The sequence below is a fragment of the Mariniblastus fucicola genome (assembly GCF_008087665.1).
In the GTDB taxonomy this organism is placed as follows: Bacteria; Planctomycetota; Planctomycetia; order Pirellulales; family Pirellulaceae; genus Mariniblastus; species Mariniblastus fucicola.
In genome coordinates this window covers 4,293,572-4,313,197 of sequence record NZ_CP042912.1, presented here as the reverse complement: position 1 = coordinate 4,313,197, position 19,626 = coordinate 4,293,572, and the positions used below count along the sequence as shown (strand labels likewise).

16 protein-coding genes are annotated in these 19,626 nt (G+C 53.3%); 5 read left to right on the top strand and 11 right to left on the bottom strand.

Annotated elements, in window-relative coordinates; genetic code table 11:
• Positions 1-21: 21 nt before the first annotated feature.
• Complete coding sequence (locus tag MFFC18_RS15905) at positions 22-2,016, top strand: esterase/lipase family protein (RefSeq protein ID WP_148618912.1); 1,995 nt, start codon at positions 22-24, stop codon at positions 2,014-2,016.
• On the opposite strand, the gene MFFC18_RS15900 is transcribed toward MFFC18_RS15905, so the two are convergent.
• Entirely contained in the window at positions 1,997-2,290 is a 294-nt protein-coding gene (locus MFFC18_RS15900; protein WP_075082028.1) for a carbon storage regulator, read from the bottom strand. The two genes, MFFC18_RS15905 and MFFC18_RS15900, sit on opposite strands and share 20 nt — an antisense overlap.
• Before the next feature lie 291 nt (positions 2,291-2,581).
• Between MFFC18_RS15900 and trhA the strand changes: the two genes are divergently transcribed.
• Positions 2,582-3,220, top strand: coding sequence for a PAQR family membrane homeostasis protein TrhA (gene trhA, locus MFFC18_RS15895; protein WP_075082030.1), 639 nt, complete (start codon positions 2,582-2,584; stop codon positions 3,218-3,220).
• 58 nt (positions 3,221-3,278) lie between these two features.
• On the opposite strand, the gene MFFC18_RS15890 is transcribed toward trhA, so the two are convergent.
• On the bottom strand, positions 3,279-7,040 hold the full coding sequence (locus MFFC18_RS15890) for a hypothetical protein (RefSeq protein ID WP_075082031.1): 3,762 nt from the start codon (positions 7,038-7,040) through the stop codon (positions 3,279-3,281).
• Positions 7,041-7,285: 245 nt separating this feature from the next.
• Between MFFC18_RS15890 and MFFC18_RS15885 the strand changes: the two genes are divergently transcribed.
• A complete protein-coding gene (locus MFFC18_RS15885; protein WP_075082032.1) occupies positions 7,286-8,596 on the top strand; it encodes an N-succinylarginine dihydrolase in 1,311 nt (436 codons plus the stop codon).
• A gap of 29 nt (positions 8,597-8,625) precedes the next feature.
• Here the strand turns inward: MFFC18_RS15885 and MFFC18_RS15880 are convergent, their stop codons facing one another.
• The 7 genes from MFFC18_RS15880 to MFFC18_RS15850 all read right to left on the bottom strand — a co-directional run bounded on the left by MFFC18_RS15880 (position 8,626) and on the right by MFFC18_RS15850 (position 15,711).
• Positions 8,626-9,315, bottom strand: coding sequence for a hypothetical protein (locus tag MFFC18_RS15880; RefSeq protein WP_148618911.1), 690 nt, complete (start codon positions 9,313-9,315; stop codon positions 8,626-8,628).
• 214 nt (positions 9,316-9,529) lie between these two features.
• Positions 9,530-10,120, bottom strand: coding sequence for a hypothetical protein (locus MFFC18_RS15875; RefSeq protein ID WP_148618910.1), 591 nt, complete (start codon positions 10,118-10,120; stop codon positions 9,530-9,532).
• A gap of 385 nt (positions 10,121-10,505) precedes the next feature.
• A complete protein-coding gene (locus MFFC18_RS15870) occupies positions 10,506-11,729 on the bottom strand; it encodes an amidohydrolase family protein (RefSeq protein ID WP_075082035.1) in 1,224 nt (407 codons plus the stop codon).
• A 47-nt stretch (positions 11,730-11,776) separates the two neighbouring features.
• The gene (locus MFFC18_RS15865; RefSeq protein ID WP_084416766.1) at positions 11,777-13,588 is read right to left on the bottom strand and encodes a SulP family inorganic anion transporter; all 1,812 of its coding nucleotides are present in this window, start codon (positions 13,586-13,588) and stop codon (positions 11,777-11,779) included.
• 142 nt (positions 13,589-13,730) lie between these two features.
• Positions 13,731-14,312: a carbonic anhydrase gene (locus tag MFFC18_RS15860; RefSeq protein ID WP_202907477.1), complete on the bottom strand. Its 582-nt coding sequence runs from the start codon at positions 14,310-14,312 to the stop codon at positions 13,731-13,733.
• Between the two features lie 150 nt (positions 14,313-14,462).
• A complete protein-coding gene (locus tag MFFC18_RS15855; protein ID WP_148618909.1) occupies positions 14,463-14,771 on the bottom strand; it encodes a hypothetical protein in 309 nt (102 codons plus the stop codon).
• A gap of 181 nt (positions 14,772-14,952) precedes the next feature.
• Positions 14,953-15,711, bottom strand: coding sequence for a hypothetical protein (locus MFFC18_RS15850; protein ID WP_075082039.1), 759 nt, complete (start codon positions 15,709-15,711; stop codon positions 14,953-14,955).
• 93 nt (positions 15,712-15,804) lie between these two features.
• Between MFFC18_RS15850 and MFFC18_RS15845 the strand changes: the two genes are divergently transcribed.
• Positions 15,805-17,052: a vWA domain-containing protein gene (locus MFFC18_RS15845; protein ID WP_148618908.1), complete on the top strand. Its 1,248-nt coding sequence runs from the start codon at positions 15,805-15,807 to the stop codon at positions 17,050-17,052.
• A gap of 388 nt (positions 17,053-17,440) precedes the next feature.
• On the opposite strand, the gene MFFC18_RS15840 is transcribed toward MFFC18_RS15845, so the two are convergent.
• Positions 17,441-18,355 carry a tetratricopeptide repeat protein gene (locus tag MFFC18_RS15840; RefSeq protein ID WP_075082041.1) on the bottom strand — a complete coding sequence of 305 codons (915 nt, stop codon included), beginning with the start codon at positions 18,353-18,355 and terminating at the stop codon, positions 17,441-17,443.
• Here MFFC18_RS15840 and MFFC18_RS15835 point away from each other — a divergent pair.
• Positions 18,340-19,119: a class I SAM-dependent methyltransferase gene (locus tag MFFC18_RS15835; protein WP_084416745.1), complete on the top strand. Its 780-nt coding sequence runs from the start codon at positions 18,340-18,342 to the stop codon at positions 19,117-19,119. The two genes, MFFC18_RS15840 and MFFC18_RS15835, sit on opposite strands and share 16 nt — an antisense overlap.
• Positions 19,120-19,188: 69 nt before the next feature.
• Here the strand turns inward: MFFC18_RS15835 and MFFC18_RS15830 are convergent, their stop codons facing one another.
• Positions 19,189-19,626 (bottom strand): response regulator, encoded by a 438-nt coding sequence (locus MFFC18_RS15830; RefSeq protein ID WP_075082043.1) that lies wholly within the window; start codon positions 19,624-19,626, stop codon positions 19,189-19,191.

Genomic DNA, 19,626 nt, shown 5'->3' with positions numbered 1-19,626 from the left:
CAGAGTTGCGTTGCGGGGTGGATGTGCGCTGTCACATTTATGGGGTGCCTGATGCTGGCGGGCTGTCAGCTCAATCAGGAAAATGTCATTCGCCGGGTTGCGGCAATCTCACGGCTTGGAAATGGGCCGATCGTTGAAGTGACTCCGATCAAGCGAACCAGCCCGTTGACGCAGATTCGTTCCTACGTTTCGGGTCCGCAGAAACCCGGCGAGCGGACCATTCGTTTGCTGAGAACTTACAATCTTGAACAGCGACTCTATTCCGATCCGGATCAAGTGATCGAGTGGCTGGGGGAACTGGTAAAAGATTCTCCAACTCTCGAAGAGGTCCATGCGCTCGCAGAAATTTGTAAGCTGAGAGCCGACTGGTTGATCGCGACCGGCGATCCGTCAAACGCGACCGGATTGTACGCCTACGCAATTGTTCACGCTCACCAGTTTCTCTTCGACACGAATCCGAATCTGAAGCGAAATGCATACGATCCGCAGTTCAGAAGTATCTGCGACGTCTACAACGAATCGTTGGCGGGCATCCTGCGAATCAGCAGCAGCGAAAGCACTCTGTTGCCAGGACATCGCTTTCGAATCGGCGACGATCAGCTTGCTTGCGAGATCGAGTTTCAAGTCGAAGGCCGTTGGAAGGACCAGCACTTCGAACGTTTCGAACTGGTCAACGACTATGAGACGTCCGGCATCGACAACCAGTACCGAACTTATGGCTTGGGCGTTCCGTTGATCGCGATCTGCAAAACGGAAGAAACCGGAGCGCGAGAAGACAGGTATTATCCGCCATCGTTGACGCTGCCTCTGACAGCCTTCTGCGAGATTACGGAATCCGGTGACCCCAACGTTCGCAAAGCTGTCGTCAAGCTCTACGATCCGCTGGAAACGACATTCGTGAATCATCGCGATGTTACGGTCCCGCTCGAAAGCGATCTGACAACTCCATTGGCCTATCACTTGAACGACCCGTTGTTGAATTCCGGATTGTTGGCAACAGCAACGTTGATCAACGGTGAACTGGCTGACGGCATCCATGGCATGTACATGATGGCTCCATACGATCCGACAAAAATTCCTGTCGTGATGGTGCACGGAATCTGGTCCAGCCCGGTGACTTGGGCTCACATGTTCAACGACCTGCGGGCCATTCCGGAGATTCATGAAAACTATCAGTTCTGGTTTTACGCCTATCCGACGGGGCAGCCGTTCTGGATTTCAGCGCAGCAGATGCGGGAAGACCTCGTGACGATTCGGCGTGAGCTTGATCCGGGGCAGGATTCGCCAGTCCTCGACGACATGATTCTTGTTGGGCACAGCATGGGTGGACTGGTCTCTCAGTTGCAAGTCATCGACAGCGGTGATCAGTTCTGGAACGAGCTCGTGAGCGAGCGTCCATTTGAAGAACTTGGTGGTGATCCGGAAACCGTTCAGCGGCTCCGCGACACGTTCTTCTTCAAGGCCAATGCAAGCGTCGATCGCGTGGTCATGATTGGAACGCCAAACCATGGAAGTTCAACTGCGAATGCGACGACTCGTTGGTTGGGACAGAAGCTTTTTACACTGCCCGCATTTCTGGGAACTGATTTTGAGAAGCTCGTGAGGGAGAATCCTGACGTGCTGGGAGACGGGGAATTGCTGACGACCAACACTAGTGTGGACGCTCTCGCGGAAGACTGTCCAATTTTCGACGTCATGAATCGCGGCAAGCGTCCAGCCGACGTGAAGTTCCACAATATCATTGGCCAAGTTCCCAAACGTGGGTTGCTGTTGGCGTCATCGCAGCCCGGTGACGGTGATGGAGTGGTGTCGGTCGAGAGTGCAAAGAGTGAGTTCGCCGATTCCGAAGTGGTGGTCAACTCAGAGCATTCCAAAATTCATCAACATCCCAGCTGCATTCTGGAAGTCCGAAAAATTCTGACGGAAAACCTCGTCGAAAAGAACCTGATTCGCAGTCGCAAGTTTCCGGAGATCCCGGCAGCGTGGGAATCGCCAGCTACCGAGTCACCCGATTGATTCGCTCTGCGATTTCCGTCAATCGATTGCGTGAAGGTGGCTCTGGTGAGAAGCGTTGAAAACGGATTTCAGTATGCGGCTCGGGCTCCGGGTCTGATTCAGTTTCGATTTGAAATTCGATTTCCCGACGTGGAAGTTCGCCACGCATGATGCTCACATCACCAGGGGCAGAGATTCCGATGCGGACGGTGTTTCCTTTGACCTTCAGCACGCGGACAGTGATGTTTTCGTCGATGATGATTTCGTCGTCGATTTTCCGTGAAAGTACCAGCATGATTTCGTTCCTTGAAAAGTTAAAGCCTCGTTCAGATGAGTGCATTGCAGACGGTGTACCGAAAACTGGAAACGGTGGACGAATCAGCATGCTTTTCCGACGACAACACGTTCGCTCGACAATTAGCGACTCGGCACAACGCTAGCGATACAATGATGGCAGTAAAGGACCATGAAGAAACGCATGCACTGTGTGTAATGTTTTCACAGTTTGATCTCGAAATGACTAAAGATTCGCATGCTGGAAACCGAAGTCCGGACAAGCTGTCACTTGATATGAAGCGAAAACGGGATGGTTAGGCGAGACGCGAAAGAAGAAAAATGGAACGCTGGCACGCATTTCTTCGGAATGATTTTGGCGTTTGCCGGGTTGGTTTGGATGGGCTTGCTGGTGCGAGAAAGTTGGCCGTCTGTGCCGGCGCTCGCGTGCGTTGTGTACGCCAGTTTGTTGGTGTTGATGTACATGATGTCGACGTTGTCTCATTCGTTTGCAGAAGAAAACAAACTGCGTCGATTTCGCGCCCTCGATCAGGCAAGTATCTTTCTGTTGATCACCGGAACGTACACGCCGCTGTCGGTCCATTTTTGGAACACATTCGCGGCCAACAGTTTGTTGTTGATCATGTGGGCGATTTCAATTTCCGGCTTCGTCGCGAAAGTATTTTTTTCTCATCGCGTGAATCGCGTTTCCGTCATCGGGTTTGTCGCGTTGGGCTGGATGCCGATCGTCGGCCTTCCGTTCCACGAGCATTGGCCGGTACAAGCCATGCTGTGGGTGCTTGTTGGGGGGATCGTGTACTCGCTCGGTACGATCTTTTTGCTCAATGATCAAAAAGCAAAATGGTGCCATCCGGCTTGGCATTTGAGCGTCATCGCAGCCAGTGCAATTCACTTTGGAGCAGTGGTCAAATTCGTGGCGATGGAACTGTAACGCCGCGAGCGTTTTCCGGAGTCACAGCAGACCAGGCAATCCGTGAACGATCCTTGGACTACCGGTCAGATCTGCTCTGCTCGCGTTGAAAGGCCTGAAACTCACTGCGGAGTTCGGGCATGATCATGTCGACAGCACTGTCTTCGCGATAGTTGTCCTTGCCATCGCCATCTAGTGTCGAGCGGATTCGGGCTCCGGGTGGACGCAGTCCCAGTCCTTTGAGTTGCTTCTCAAATCGTTTGCGGTCGGCTTCGTTTCCACTGTTGGCTTGTTGCTGCATTTTTTCCCAACGATCGATGAAGCGATTCATGTCGTCCTTGGTCCAGTTCATTGCATCGAGCAGTTCCTGATCAGGATTGTTTCTCTGCTTCTTGAGGCGATTGAGAATCATGTCGGTGGCCTTTTTCGAAAACTCGAGATTGGCTTCCTCTTCGCTCAATTCGTTATCGCCAGCGAAGTTTCCGCCTCCGCCGCCGTTCGACGGAGCCCCGTTGGGACCGCCCTGTTGCGTCCCCGGTTGTCCGCCGCCCTGACCCTGACCCTGACCCTGACCCTGACCCTGACCCTGACCCTGACCCTGACCCTGACCCTGTCCCTGTCCTTGTCCCTGTCCTTGTCCCTGTCCCTGTCCTTGTCCTTCGCCTTGTCCTTCGCCTTGTCCTTCGCCTTGTCCTTGTCCTTCGCCTTGGCCTTGTCCTTCGCCTTGGCCTTGTCCTTCGCCTTGTCCTTGTCCTTCGCCTTGGCCTTGGCCTTGACCTTCACCTTCACCCTGACCTTGTCCTTCACCTTCGCCTTGTCCCTGACCTTGGCCCTCTCCTTCGCGCTGACCTTGGCCTTCTCCCTCTCCCTGGCCATTACCCTCGCCGCTCTCTTGACCGGAAGCTTGTCCTTCAGAAGAACTTTCTGCGGGAGCGCCGTTGGGTGATTCAGCACCCTGCTCGCTTCCGGCGCTGCCTTGAGCCATTCCGTTTTCTTCGCCTTGAGAGCTGTTCTGGTTTTGCTGCGGTTGCGTACCGTTTTGCTGATCATCTTCCTGGCCCTGAGCTTCGCCCGTGCCTTGACCCTGCTGAGGCGTTCCTTCTCCCGGTTGAGGTTGACCTTGTTCTCCCGTTCCCTCGCCCTGCGATTGTTGGCTCGATTGAGGTTGGCCCGCCTGGCCCTGATTACCTTGACCTTGTTCGCTTTGACCTTGCTCACCACCGGGTTGCGACTGTCCATTTTCGGACTGTCCATTTTCGCCAGGTTGAGCTTGCCCTTGATCGCCCTGCCCCTGTTCGCCAGGTTGAGCTTGCCCTTGATCGCCCTGCCCTTGTTCACCAGGTTGGGGCTGTCCTTGTTCGCCTTGTCCCTGTTCACCGGGTTGGGATTGTCCTTGCTCACCAGGTTTATTCTGGCTTTCTTGTGTTTGGTCTTGCCCTTCCTGTTCTCCAGGCTCACCTTGTCCTTCCTCAGGTTGCCCCTGCTCGCTCTGCTCACCAGGCTCGCCGCCCTCGTTGGGTTCTTCCGCTGAAGACTCATCTTCTTCAGGATCGCCCATCATTTCGGCCAGCTTCGCCATTCGATCCGCGTCATTCTCCGGAGCACTTTCGCCCCCGCCGCCTTGGGATGAACCTTCTCCTCCAGGCTGAGAATTTGATTGATCGCCCTGCTCCATTTCTGGTTGCTGTGCGTTTCCTTTTGGTTGGTCGTTCTGTGGCCGATCACCAGATTGTTGCTGCGATCCAGGCTGACTTCCCTCACCAGGTTGCCGATCACCTTGATCCATGCCGCCATCTTGTTCGCCACCTTCTTGCTCGCCAGAATCGCTGCGGTCACTGCGCTCGCCGTTCTGCTTAGGATCCGGTTCTCCAGAATCCTGCTGGCCTTGACCACCTTTCTCATTACCCTGATCTCCTGGCTGTTGCTTGCCAGAGTCTTCTCCGCCCGGCTCATTTTGCTCGCCTGGATTTTCCTGCTCATCAGAGTCATCGTCTTTCTGCTGCGCATTTTCTGCATCCCGATCTGGTTGCTCTCCAGGTTGCCTCTCAGGGTCTTGCTGGTCGCGGTCTTCCTGTGGATCGAACTGGTTGGGTTCCTGAGATTCACCCCGACCGTCCGTGTTCTTCGCATCGCGAGACTGATCTTGCTGATCGGGATCGTTCTTCTGATCCGGTTCCGCCTGTGGTTCCGTAATCACGATGTCGTAGTTTTCGCTATCCGTGATGTTCGGAGCAGCTTTGCCGCTCGGCAGGACCCGGTTGTCATACGCCGACGCGTGAAAAACGAGCTGATCACCGACCTCCAGAAAGGGGAATTGACGAGTGATATCCAAAACGTAGTCCCCGTTGACTCGCCGCATTCCTTGAACAGGAGCCAGTGGCATTGGTTGGCGATGGATTCGCTGACCATTGTGTTCGATCTGAAGTTCAATCTTCGCAATCTCAAAATCAGCATCGTTGGCTTGTGCACGAATCGTCATTTGGCCGTTGATCGGCAACGAAGTCGTTTTCTCCAGCGGATTCACGATGTTGATTTCCGGAGCCAGATCCGGGATGACTTTGATCGAAAAGCTGTTCGGCTGTTGGTTCCTGTGGCCTTCGTCGCTGATGAAATTCAGACGGTAGTGAGTTGCCGCGGGACGAGTGCGGCGTCCATTCATCGCCACGGTAAAGCTGCCGACAGCGTGCCGCGGTTGGTCGGCCTGAGTGTTCATTCGAATCTTGCGAGCCGTCGAAAAATCACCTTTATCGCTCATTCGCAGCAACTCAATTTCTGCTGACTCAATCGGCAAGTTCGCTTTTGCGTCGATGCGAACGCGTGTTCCTTCGAGAGCCTCAAGGTTGCCTTGCGGCTGACTCCATTTCTCCAGCTTTGAATACTTTGGCGGCTCCAACGAAACATTCTCGATCGCGATCGAAGGATTCGTCCGAACATCGATAAGATACTCCGGCGTGATTCCATCGCGAGCAACGATGTGATAGGTCAGCGACTGCTGAATGCCCGCCCCGTCGGTCGACAGCGACGCCATATACTGATCGGTTGATCCGCTTTCGACCGTCATTGGAACAACGCGATCGACAATCTGGCCATCCTGTGTTGAGTAAATCAGTTTGACGTCCTCAGGCGCATGGCGTCCCACGACAGTCGCGGAGACTTCGATCTCATCACCGAAGAAAGCTTCTGCGTCTCCGGGCTTCACGTTCTCGATCGAGACCACCGACGGCGGCGCGATCTTGGCACCAGGAAAAACAACGCGAGCCATCGACTGAAACGGATTCTTTGGCGAAAACAGCGTGTACATGGCTCCGAAGAAAATGACGCCGGCCAAAATCATGCTGACCCGAATTACGGCCGAGCGGTCGACCATGGCTTCCATCGGGACCGTCGAGATATCCGTCGCGGCCTGTCTGGAAACAGCGTCCATCACGGCGGCTTTGGTGCCCTGCGGTTTTCGACTGAGAGAGACGTAGTTGAGCAGGCTGTTCTTGAAACCAGGTTGTGACTCTTCGATCATCTGAGCCGCGTAGTCCGGATTGACTTTACGCATCAACGCGCGTCCAACGGTCATCGTAAGAAACGCAAGCGTGCCGACGACCAGCATCAGGAATCCCGCCCAGCGACCAAGCGTTCCTAGCGGTACGATCCAAGCATCAATGATGGCAACGGTCAGAAGAAAGACCAACACGATCGAAATCAGACCGATGACGTGTGAGAGGACATCGACTTGGCGGACCTGTCGCTGTGTCGTGTTGAGCTTCTCCGCAACGTAGTCCTGAACCTTGACCGTTCGTTGGTTTCGTTTGCCGGCGACGCGTTGCTGCTTACTTGTGCTCGTGGCCATTTGCTGTTCCTGGGCAAAGGTCTATCTCGTCCTCTATTCAATTATAGACGACAAACCATGGTATCAAGTTTCACTAAAACATGGGAAAATTGGACTGTATCGCCATCGGCGCACGAATTTTGACGGTATCGGCTGATTTGCGACACGCGGGGGGGATGAATTCAAACAATCGCCGCGTCACAACCAGCCTCCGATAAAGTTTGCATGACAGGGCGACAGCTTCTCAATGACTTAAACTGAATACCATGTCGATCGAAATAAACTTTGACGGGCTGATAGGCCCAACGCACAACTACGCCGGCCTTTCTCACGGCAATGTGGCATCGGAGATTCATCAGAATCAGCCTTCATTTCCAAAGAAAGGAGCGTTGCAGGGGCTCGAAAAAATGCGCAGTGTAGCCAGCCTCGGCGTGCCGCAGTTCTTCCTTCCGCCAATCGACAAACCGAATTTTGCGTTGCTGCGAGAGCTCGGTTTCAGCGGAACAGAGTCCGACATGATTCGTGATTGCGCCGCTCAAAATCCAACGCTGCTGAATTCCGTCTACAGTGCCGCAACGATGTGGACCGCCAATGCGGGAACGGTAACGCCGTCGATAGACTCAGCCGACGGCAAGCTACATTTCACGCCAGCCAATCTCTCTCGAACGTGGCACCGAGCATTTGATCACACGAAAATGCATGACGTGATGAGCCAGATTTTCTGTGACGCAGGTCGGTTTACCATTCATCATGCACTTCCATCGCCGTTTGCCATCAGTGACGAAGGCGCCGCCAATCACACCCGTCTGTGCAAGTCACATGGACATCAGGGTTTGCATCTGTTTGTGTTCGGTTTCGATCCGTTCAATCGCGACCTCGCCAAACCGAAAAAGTTTCCGGCCCGGCAGTCGCGACTGGCAAGCGAGTCCATTGTAAGACGGCACGGAGTTCAACACGCGATGTTGGTTCAGCAAACTCCTGATGCGATCGACGCGGGAGTGTTTCACAACGATGTGATCTCCGTTGGTAACGAAAATGTGTTGTTGATGCATGAGCATTCGTTTTTGGATCAGCCTCTGGTTGTCAAACATGTTGAAGAGTTTTTCGCACAGTCTGGCGGGCAGTTCTTTCCAGTTGAGTTCAGCGATTCGGAGCTTCCGATCCAGGACGCGATCGATAGCTACTTCTTCAATAGCCAAATCGTGTCGCGACCCAGCGGAAACATGACGCTGATCTGTCCTCAGGAAGTTGAAGAAACGGAGACCGCCTTCAAGTGTGCTCAGCGGCTTGTTGAAGACGATTGTCCGATCGACGAAGTTCAGTTTTTCGATTTGCGTCAAAGCATGAACAACGGCGGCGGTCCCGCTTGTTTGCGGCTAAGAGTGGTGGTCACCGAGGAAGAGTTGAGCTTGTTGGATTCGACGTATCGCCTGGATGATGGCAAAGCCGAACGGCTTGGGAACTGGATCGAGACTCACTATCGCGACACGTTGACGCTGGAAGCGCTCGCGGATCCTGCTTTGGCGGCCGAATCCGCCAATGCCCAAAACGAACTGAAGAAACTGCTTTCTGCGTAGTTCGCTTTCGGGCCTGGCGTTGTTGCCGACTACGTTTCTTTTGCCTTGGCCGCGGCGTAGCCTTCTGCTGCCTGAAATTCCTGACGCTGTCCCCAGATGTAGAACACAATGCCCAGGACGGCGCCGATTCCAACAGCAGACAAAACTGCTGATGGGCTTTGCACGAACGATGCTGAGTTCTCGGAAGCGGCTTGTGTGGTCAGAATCAGTCCGACAACGCTGATCGCCAATCCGACGCCATCCATGATCATCTCTTCGAGATTGAGATGCATGCGGAACAGCAGGAACAGCTTCGTAAGCAATAGCTGCAGCAGAAAGCTGACCACGCCTGCCGCCATCAACGTAAAGGCACACCAGTAGAACATTGGATACTGACCAGCCGATTCCGCTGCCTGGTAAATCGGATTCAGAATGCTGTTGCTGACATCGACGACAGATTGGCTTTGGTCAAGCGTCTGGCCAATTTCGTTGGCCTTGTCTTTTACGATGCCCGCTGTTTCAACAACCGTGTCTTTAACTTTGTCGACGACTTCGGAGCCTTGCGAAGCGCTTGGCGTACCGGAATCTGCTCCGTCCTGCGCGACGTTTTGCTGAGTGCCGCTGGCGGCTGTTTCCGGAATCTGATCGTCAGAGATTTGAGCGATCGAAATATTGGCAGCAACTGCGGTCAACAGCATCACCGCGACCCTTGAATACCTGTTGAGCCCGAAAACATTCATCTTGATACACCTGTTTAGGAAATGGCAAAGTCGTTGCAAAAACGCATGACGACGGTTCATTCGGTCACAACTGGTGAATCTTGCAATAAATTTTGGACAACGCAATTTTAAGCGGGCTCAATATCTCATCGCAGGCCACATGCCAGACGGAGAACTTGCTGATGCCTCGCTCTGCTCTGACAATCATGGCCAATCTCGGGAAATGTGCCCTAATTCATCGCCGGCGTCTTTTGACCAATACGACGCCAATCAGTAACAGCAGAGTTGCTGCTCCAGGTTCAGGAACCGCTGAGACTGCGAATCCGCTGGAAACATTGTCCATCGCGTACTGTTCCTGATCCAACCCCAGCCCAAGGAGTGACGTGGTGGAGAACGTGATGTCAGAGATCGCTTTGTCATCGGAGACGATGCCCCAGAAACCACTGGCATCAATTGTGTCGAAGCTTTGAGACGTTGCGTCAGTAAAGTCGACGTCGACATTCAATCCGCTTCCCAAACCTCCTGGCGTCAAATCGATTTCGGATGCCCACGCAGTAGGTGCTCCGGTGTACGACCAAGTTGTCGTTGCGGATGAACCGATCAACGGGTCGGTAACGGTGTCAGTCCACGTTCCGAGAGCGACTACTCCATTGTCCGATACAACGCTCAAGTCTGGGAGCAGAGTGCCGTCGGAAAATTCCTCGGTCACAACCGATTCCGTTGCTGCAAGCCAATCGGCTTGATTGGTGAACACGAAGATGTCGGCGTTTGCGTTGCAATGAAATGTTACAAAAACTGATAGGGTTAGTAGCATACGAAAAATCATGTTCGATACCTTCACGAAGTTGGAGAATGTGAGTTTGCTCAAACGCAACTTTGATCGCATCGACACTTGGTCACTTTTCATTCTGAAGGACGGATGTTTTTCAGGTTATTCCGCTGGCCGCTTTCTCAAGAGGGTTCGGGTACGTTAACAGAGTCGTCGTCGTTGCCATCGTGTCGTTGCTTACGAGTGACACCAGAACGAGATGGATGCGCTGATGATTCAGCGTCGAGACCGCTTTCAACAACGGATTGCTGTTTTGCGTGGTGTCGCAGTTCGGATGAACTTGGTCATCTGAAATTCACGGCCTCATCGTCCGGTAGCGGCCATACGTTTCACGGCTGCGCAGCTACTTACTGTATTTGTTGAAAACGTTTTCAGAGTTTGGCTATCTCAGGACAGAAGCCGCTTGTTTGCCTGTGAGCCACCACCACGGATCGTGCTCATCTTTGTCCGAATCGATGACGCCGATTGCCGATCCCTTTCCGATTTCGAGGGTGCCGAATCGTTGATCGACTCCCAGAGCTATCGCGCCGCAGCGTGTTCCAAGCGAGAGGATGGTTTCGGGTAACACATTGGGGTGCGTTTGGGAGATCAATCTGAGCTCTTCCAGCAGGTTTAAGTCCGGGTTTGAGGCCCGCGAATCGGTGCCGATCGCAACGTTGATGCCCAGTTCCAGCATTCGTGCCAACGGATATTGGTCGTGACCAAACCAGGCGTGCGTTCGCGGACAAAAAACAACTGTGATTTTTAGCTCGGAAATTCGTTGCAGCTGCCTGTCATTCAGGTAGTTTCCATGAACCAGCATCGAACGATTGTGGCGTCCAAGTTGTTCGATGATGTTGTCGATTGAGTCTTTGTCGCCGAACGAATCGGCCTTCCAGACGCCTAGTTTCTGAAGCAGTTCTACGAACTTTCCGCTGCGTGATTCCAATAGCTCAAGCTCTTCTTTCGTTTCCGCGACGTGCATTGCGAGAGGCGCATTTCTTTCGATCGCAAGATCCACGATCTGCTTCAGCAAATCCGGATGCGTTGAGTAGGGAGCGTGGGGGCTCAGGCCCAATCCGATGCACCGTTGGTTCAGATGAGCAGCTGCCTCGGCGCCTCGTTGCGGCAGCAGCTCCAGATTCCGCGTGAGTTGCTCAAGAAACAATGTTTTGTGAATATGAAACTGGCAAGCGTCGATTGAATAGTCTGCCACTGCAGTGGTCGGGAAAGTTGAAATTTCCCCGACGGCTACTGTTCCAGTTTCGTACAGTTCCTTCAGCCCTGACTGAATGGAATCGCGTTTGGAATCAGCATCCGTTTCGCCACGGACGCCCATCACATGTGCGATCCAATCCGGAAGCGAAATTCCTTTGTGCCCGAGCGGTGCCTGCAGGTGACTGAATTCCAGATGGGTATGCGCGTTGATCAATCCAGGAATGATCGTCGCGTGAGGATGTTCCTCAACGGCCAAATCCGAACCGGTTGTCGATAGAGTATCCAATACCGAAACGCGATCGCCGACGGCAACAATTTGATCTGCCGTGATCGCGACTGCACCGTTGCGGATTGGAGGGCTGGAAACGGGCAAAATCCAGTTGGCGCAAATAACTCTAACCGAAGGCATGAAGATTCCCGGGCGTTGAAAGTGTCAGGCTGCAAATTGCAGTGACCTTACAACGACCGCTGGGGATTCGCCACCTCGCCGTTGCTATTCGTCGCAGCGGTTCGAGGGTCAGATTTATGTTTGGCCGCAGTGTCTGCCAACGATTCCGCTGTTGGGAAATTCGGAGCGACGTCCAAACTGCCGGCGCTGGCAAGCTTGACGCGTTTCAGGTTCTCATCCGGAGCCTCCGAGAAACGGCCGTGTAGCGAAGACCAGTCGATCATCAGTTTTCCACCTTGGCCTTCGTGCTGCTTTTCCCAATTCATCAGCAAGTCCAGACAGGCGTGATCGATGTAACTCAAATGGCGAAAGTCAACTCGCAACTCTGACGAATCGGGCACCTTTTCCAGCGTCGCAGCCAGTTGTGGCAGACGCAGGAAAGTTGCTGCTCCCTGCATTTCAAGGGTCGATACATCTTCGTTTTCGTTCAGTTGAAGTTCCAGATGCGAGAATCGATGGAGCAGTTTGATCGCAGAAAGCATGATGCCCACGATGACTCCGACGAGCAAGTCTTCGCCGACGATCACCAGAACAGTCGCCAGGAAAATTCCGACTTCGCTCTTGCTGGTTTTCCAAAGCTCGGGAATCTGCTTCAAGTTCAAAAGCTTGATACCGATGTGAACCAGCAACGCGCCAAGCGCGGCTCGAGGAATGAACCCGAGGACTTGCGGCAGCAACGCCACAAAAAGCAGCAGCCAAGCGCCGTGCAGGATTGTGGAAAGCCGTGTTTTACCTCCCGAGTTCACGTTCGCAGAGCTTCGTACGATCACACCCGTCATTGGAAGTGCCCCTACAAGTCCGCACAGAATGTTACCAATGCCCTGTGCAGAAAGCTCCTTGTCATAGTTGGTGCGTTCGCCGGTGTGCATCTGGTCGACGGCCGTTGCACAGAGCAGCGTTTCCGCGCTGGCAATCAACGCGATCACGATGGCTCCTTTAATTACCAACGGATCGAGCAGCAGTTGAAACCAGGTGGCCGTGACCGGGAAGGTTGTATCGGAAAGCAAGTTGCCCGCGATTTCAATCTTCTTGATCTCCAAGCCGTTGACGTTCGCAAAAACGGTCGCCACAACAATCGCAACCAGAGCCGCAGGAACGATTTTCAGTTTTTTGCTTGGAATCATCGGCCATAGAATCAGGCACGCGATCGTGACGATGCCGGTCAGCGCCGCGAGATGATGGTTGTGTGTCGTGTCGGTTGAGAAGCACTTCATAATCGCTTCCGGGATGGTCGCGAGGTACTGGAGACCGCCGTGGGCTTTTTCACCGTGCCACAAAGCAACGTGGTCCAGCATGACATGAAATTGGCTGACCAAAATCAGGAAGCCAATCCCGGCCAGCATGCCTTTGATCACCGCGGGAGAAACGGCGCGGAACCACTGACCCAGCTTCAATCTTCCGGCGATGACTTGCAGGATGCCGGACAGAAAGACCGCCGTCCCGAGCACCATCAACGAATAGGCAACGGCTTCGGATTCGACGACTTCTCCTGATCCGGCTCGCGCGATGAAGCTTTCTTTGCCGCTGGAAATCAAATCGGCGACGATCACAAACAGACCAGCCGCCGGCCCGCTGACTTGCAAAGGCGAACCGCTGAAAAAACCAACGATCAACCCGCCAATGATCCCTGTAATCAGGGCTCGCGTCGGGCTGACTCCAACCGCGACCGCGATGCCGATGCACAGCGGAAGCGCGACCAGAAAGACCACGATGGACGCCAGAAAGTCCTCGCGGAATGCTCGAAAGAAACCTGTCGGTTTGTTCGCGCCACCAACGGTCGGGCCGCCTGAAGGAGTTTTGTTGGAATTGTCGCTAGCCATCGTTTCGTCCTGTTGTTTTGTATTTCTGCGCTTGTCAACCACGAGGCTTGAAGGCGTTATTAAACCAGCGCCGGGTTCGCGAGACTGTCTTGTTCCCGGGAAGTCCCAGCCGCTGTTGTTGCCTCAAGGCTCGTGTTGTTTATTAAAAGGTTCCGTCAGTCAAATAGTCGACTTGTCCGCTGCCGAAGTGATAGACGATGCCGTGGAGTTCGAGGTCTCCTCGTTCCACAGCCGATCTCACATATTCGTATTCCATCAAGTGATCCAGTTGCAGCATCACGTTGGCTTTGATTGCTTCCTCGGATCTTGACTCCGCGTCGCAGTCTTTGATTTTTGCCAGAACGGCGCCGCTTTTGCTTACCCAGTCTCGCACCGCTGGCAGCGTTTCCAGGGACTCAAGATCCAGCAATCCGCCGACGGCGCCGCACTGTGAGTGCCCGCAGACGACGATGTTTTTAACCTTCAGAACCTGAACGGCGTACTCGATAGTGCCCTCGATGGACAGTTCACCAGTCCCGGGTTTGGGGACGATGTTGCCTGCGTTTCGGATGACAAAAATTTCGCCAGGGTCGGTCTGCGTGATCAGATTTGGGGAAATGCGGGAATCGGAGCAAGTGATGAAAAACGTCTCAGGTGACTGACCGTTTTCCAGTTCGGAGTAGATAGGTTGCATCGTCGGTTGAATCGATGCCTGAAATCGGGCAAAGCCCTCGCGTATTTTCATATCGGATCCCTTGGGTGACCGCATCGGCGCGGGATCGAAACGTAACGGTTTCGACGACGCAACAGACGGAGTTATTCGAAGAGTCTCGCTGGCAAAGTGCGCAGCGATTGACGGCAGCAAACGTAGCGGTAGTTCGTCTAGCTCAGCTGACTAGATCCGTAGATGGCTGCCGCATCCCTTGTGGCGGCTGCGAGCGGAAGGCGGCACATCGGCGACCTCCGATTTGGATGGCTTATGAAGTTGACCGGTGTCAGAGCGGCGACACACGATTGATCTGCGAAAGATTCGACGTTGACGACTTTCAACGATTTTCTCTTCGCCGTCGACTTCGAACTCAACCAGTTCGGTCAGCTCGACATTCGACTCTTCAGAACTCAATGACTCAGCAATTGAAAGCGTGACAGCCGGGCCAAACGAAGTCGCGAACGCCAGCAGCAAGCTGAAGATCCACAATTTCAATTTTGTTCGGTCGGGTTTCATGCGTGATGTAAGCCAGGAATACGCAAGTTGGATGTCAGCAGCCACGCGTATGTCGCTGTCAACATTTATCCAATCGGGACTTTGAAGTCGGGAGATTACTCTATTAGAGGATACCTCTATTTCATTGCAAATTGCAATAAAATATCTCGCGACGGGTTGATTAAACCTCGGTTTCAATCCGCGGTGTCGTTCCGGAATCGCCAGATGACTCCAAAATCAGAATCTTTTGCCAAATCTTACTGGAAAGACCCGTCGTTAGCGATTCCAGTTCCGACGCGGCTGCTGTCGCGACTCCGTCATCAAAGGCCTGGTTGTAAACCGCTGCCACTTTTCCCGTAAGTGAAAGCATCTCGCTGCAATAGTCCAGATAACGACGAAGCTCGAACGGAGTCATGTTCAGTTTGGGCGACATGAGACCGGGAACGAAAACAGAATTTCCCTGCTGCGTAATTCGGTGCGGATCCTTGGTTAGTTGATGCATGTCGATCACGTGAGCAATCGATCGTAGCTCGTGCAGTGCTTTGAGGGCTCGGGACCGTTTGTATCGGGTCTCGAAGCTTAGCAAGAAAAAGATAGCGGCTCCGATCAGCACAACATCGTTGATTCCGGCTTCCAGCAAGGTCACGAAGTCCGAAAAACTGGTCGACTGTTGCTCGATCGAAGCATCTGAGCCGATCATCCAGATCGCTCCTACGGTTCCAACCACGATCAGGATACACACAACCCAAGTCAAAATTCTTAGCCAGTGCACCGGCCGCGCAATCCAATTGGAACGTTCCTTCATATGAACCGAAACTTCATGAAGCTGATCGCAAACGTTCCGCAGCCCTGACTTGGGAAAACGCTCTTCGATTCGCGCCTTCAATCGCTCGATAGTCGAAATAATCTTTTCGGGATCAATCGCGGTGTAATTGGACATAGACGAATTTTGAACTTCCTGGGAACTTTGCATGCGAATCGGCGTCCGAAAGCCGTGGGGGTTTCACGAACCAAATTCTTTCGGAGAATCGAAATGCTACGAACTGCCAATTTTGCAAAACCGTTATTTCTGCTGGCACTCTGTTTTGCCATTGTACAAGGTTTTGCCAAGCATAATCAGGCTCAGGAAACCGTCACGCTGACCAACGGGAAAGGTGAAGAACTCAAAGTCAAAATAGGCGACGACGACGCGGCCAAGGATGATCGAGTCCCGGTCGATGTGGCGATTCTGCTCGACACGTCGAACTCAATGGACGGGCTGATTAATCAAGCCAGAAACCAACTTTGGCAGATCGTCCAACGGCTGTCCGTGACCGAAAAAGACGGCCGAAAACCTGCACTTCGCGTCAGCGTATTCGAGTACGGAAATACAAACCTGCCGGCAACCGAGAACTACATTCGTCAAGTGTTGCCGCTTTCTGATGACCTGGACAAGGTCTCCGAAGCACTCTTTGGGCTGACGACTCGCGGTGGCGATGAGTACTGCGGCGCGGTCATCGGCGAAGCCATCGCGAGGTTGGATTGGAGCAGCGATGACGATGCCTATAAGTCAATCTTTATTGCGGGCAACGAAGCGTTCACACAAGGCCAGATTTCCTACTTGAGCACTTGTGCGGATGCCAGGGAGAAAGGCATTCTCGTCAACACAATTCATTGCGGCGACCATTCCACAGGCGTTAAAGGCAAGTGGGCCGATGGTGCTGAAAAAGGCGGCGGACAAAGCTTTAACATCAATCAGGATCGTCAGCAGGTCACGATCAAGTGCCCACAAGACAAGATTTTGTTGGAACTCAATACAAAACTGAACAAGACCTATCTGTGGTTCGGCGATAAAACTGCGCGTCACCTGTACTGTGAAAACCAATTGGCTCAGGATACCAACGCTGCCGGAGGACGAGGAATGGGGGGCATGGGAACTCCTGCTCCGGCGTTCGGAAGTCGCGTTGCTTCCAAGGCCACGACGATCTACGACAACCGAAGTCGGGACCTGGTGGACGCGATGAAGGCTGACGCCAAATCGATTGAAGAAGTTGAAGAGGAAAAGCTGCCCGATGCGATGCAGACGATGTCGAAAGAGGAACGCAAAAAGTTCGTAGCCGAAAAGGCGGCCGAACGAGCGAAAGTCCAGGCTGAGATCAAAAAGGTTGCCAAAGAGCGAGAAGCATATTTGGCGGCTGAACGTAAGAAGCTTGGTGAGAAAAAGGATACCTTCGGGGATGCGATTTGCCTCGCGATCGACAAGCAGCTTGCTGAAAAAGGTTTCGGCAAGGCCAAAAGGTAGCGACGACAACGAATCCGTTTTCTTCCGGAAGCTTGCGAGCAAAATCGCCGTGCGATATCAATCGCCCGGCGATTTTTTTTTGACCCTGAGAAATGACCACCGCCGGTCCAAGGGTTTTGCTTACTGAATCAGAGTGCTGGTCAAGACACCAAGCATCGTGGCACAGAACAGAATCAGATACGGTCGTTGTACGTCGTAGCTCTTGGACGATTGGATGTTCTTCATCGCGTTCACCTGTCGTGTTGGGGGAGAAGTATTCGCTGATGCAAGAAAGTAATTTCAATTCCCGTGCCAAACCCTGAGACGCGGTGAAATCCGGGTTTTTCGCACATGGATCCGAAAGATGTGTTGTCAAAAGAGCAACGGTCAGATCAAACTGACAACAGCGTCAGTCTTCTTTCGCGTCGACTGGGTAAGCCTTGCGGGCTCGCAGATGCCCTTCCGCAACATGCGCCATCAGGCCAACCATCAACGGCTTGCACTTGAGCGCCTTTCGCATCGTTTCGTTTGACGCTTCCTGGTCGCCATTCATTTCCTGAAAAAGTCCAACGTAGAGCAAACCGTGATAAATCGAACCGTTTCGTTGAGGGTTCTGGGGATCGTAGCTACAGGCCTCAAAGACGGCCTCAGGCGATCCTGAACCGGCGAACATTTCGAAAACCTGTTTCATCGGGATCCGGGTGTCTTCATCGATCTGGATCATCTTTTCGCGAGCCTCTTCGACCGACGACAACTGCGACTGACAAAGCATATGCCAAACCGAGTTTTCAACGTCCTGTGAATTGTAGGTTTGGTGCGTTTCAAACTGTTCGACTCCTTTCTCGAACTGCCCCGCGTAGTACAACGCCAAACCGCGTTGCCAAAGTTGCGGCTTCATATCGGGACGTTCTTTCAGGATCTCGTCATAGACTTCGACTGCGGCGTCCATCTCTCCGGCACCGAACAGGATTCGGGCGACCGACTGTTTGAAATAGATCGCAGTGTCTTCCTGATCGCGGACTTTGGCAATCAGCGAAAGTGCTTCGTCGATGTTGCCGCTGGCCAGTTCCTGATCCGCTCGCAGAATAAGCTGGTCGATCGAAAGTTCATCCGACGAATCTGGCTGTTGGGCGACGTAGACGGTTCCCCCGTCCACGGCCATTGCCGGAAATTTAATCTCACGGGAGGAGAGCGGAGCAGAAGGCCTGGCTTTCGCCTTTTTCGCCTGTTCGTCTGGGCCGCAGCCGATTCCTAGAGCGGTGACGAGTGTGAAAGCAATTAGCATCGTGATCGCAGGTCGGCAGTTTCGTGAATCAGAATGCATTTCGTTCTCCGGGGAAGCTCTGTTGCGATGTCGCTAAACATCCGCAACGATATCAGACGATTCAACCTACCGGGAACCGTCGCGTGACTTCATCGAAGATATCGGAAAAAGACAAAGCGCTTGGCCGCAATTACGATCGGGCCGCATGGTTCTATGAAAAAAGTGCCAAAATCTATTCGACGAATCAGATTCGAAAGACCAAACAGTATCAGATGCAGCACATCGAGCCCGGCGACACGGTGTTGTACCTCGGCGCTGGAGCCGGCGAAGACGCAGTGATGGCGGCCAGGCACGGCGCGAAAGTCACTTGCATCGACATCTCGCAGGGGATGCTGGAACAGGTGCAGAAAAAGCTTGATGAGGAAAATCTGTCCGCCGAACTTGTCTGTGTCAACGCTTACGATCACGATCGGATCGGACACTACGATGTTGTCGCCGCAAACTATTTTCTAAACGTGTTTCGACGCGACGACATGGCGAAAATGATGGCTCATACCGCGACGTTTGTCCGCGACGGCGGCAAGTATCTGATCGCAGACGTTTCGACGGCTCAGGGAAATCCGCTGGCCAAAGCCTTCAATATTTTCTATCTGAAGTTGGCGATGGGATCGTTTTGGTTGATGGGACTGGTGCCGTGGCACGAGAACTACGACTACCCGGCTTTCTTCAGCGACGCCGGGCTCAATTGGGAGCACACAGAATATTTTCGATTCGCTAAAAAAGGCCCGATCCTGTTCCAAAGCATTGTCGCGCGACGTTGTTAGATGGCTTTGGCTTTCGGGCCGAGATTGTGTGTCAGTTGCAGATCGCCGAAATCGAACCGGCGTTCGGCTCTACTCTTCCATTTGCTGGATGTACTGGCGCAAGCGTTCGTTCTCGTCCGTGACGCCTTTGAGTTTCAAGAGATTTTCGACTCGTTTGAGAAACTCGATCCGATTCACAGGCTTGGACAAAAAGTCGTTCGTCCCCGCGTCGACCGCCCGCTCGATATCACCAAGTTCGTTAAGCGCGGTCACCATTAAAACCATGATCCCCGCGAGTGCCGGATCCGATTTGATCTTCTGGCAAACTTCAAAACCGGAAAGCTTGGGCATCATTACGTCCAGCAGAATCAGGTCCGGTTTGAACGAGACCGCTTTGTCGAACGCCTCCTGCCCGTCGATTGCGATTTCCGTTTCGCAATCCATGCTGGCGAGATAGGCTTCGAGCAATTCGCAGTTCGCCTGATTGTCATCGGCGATCAGGATGCGGTGGGTTTGAGATGTTTCCAT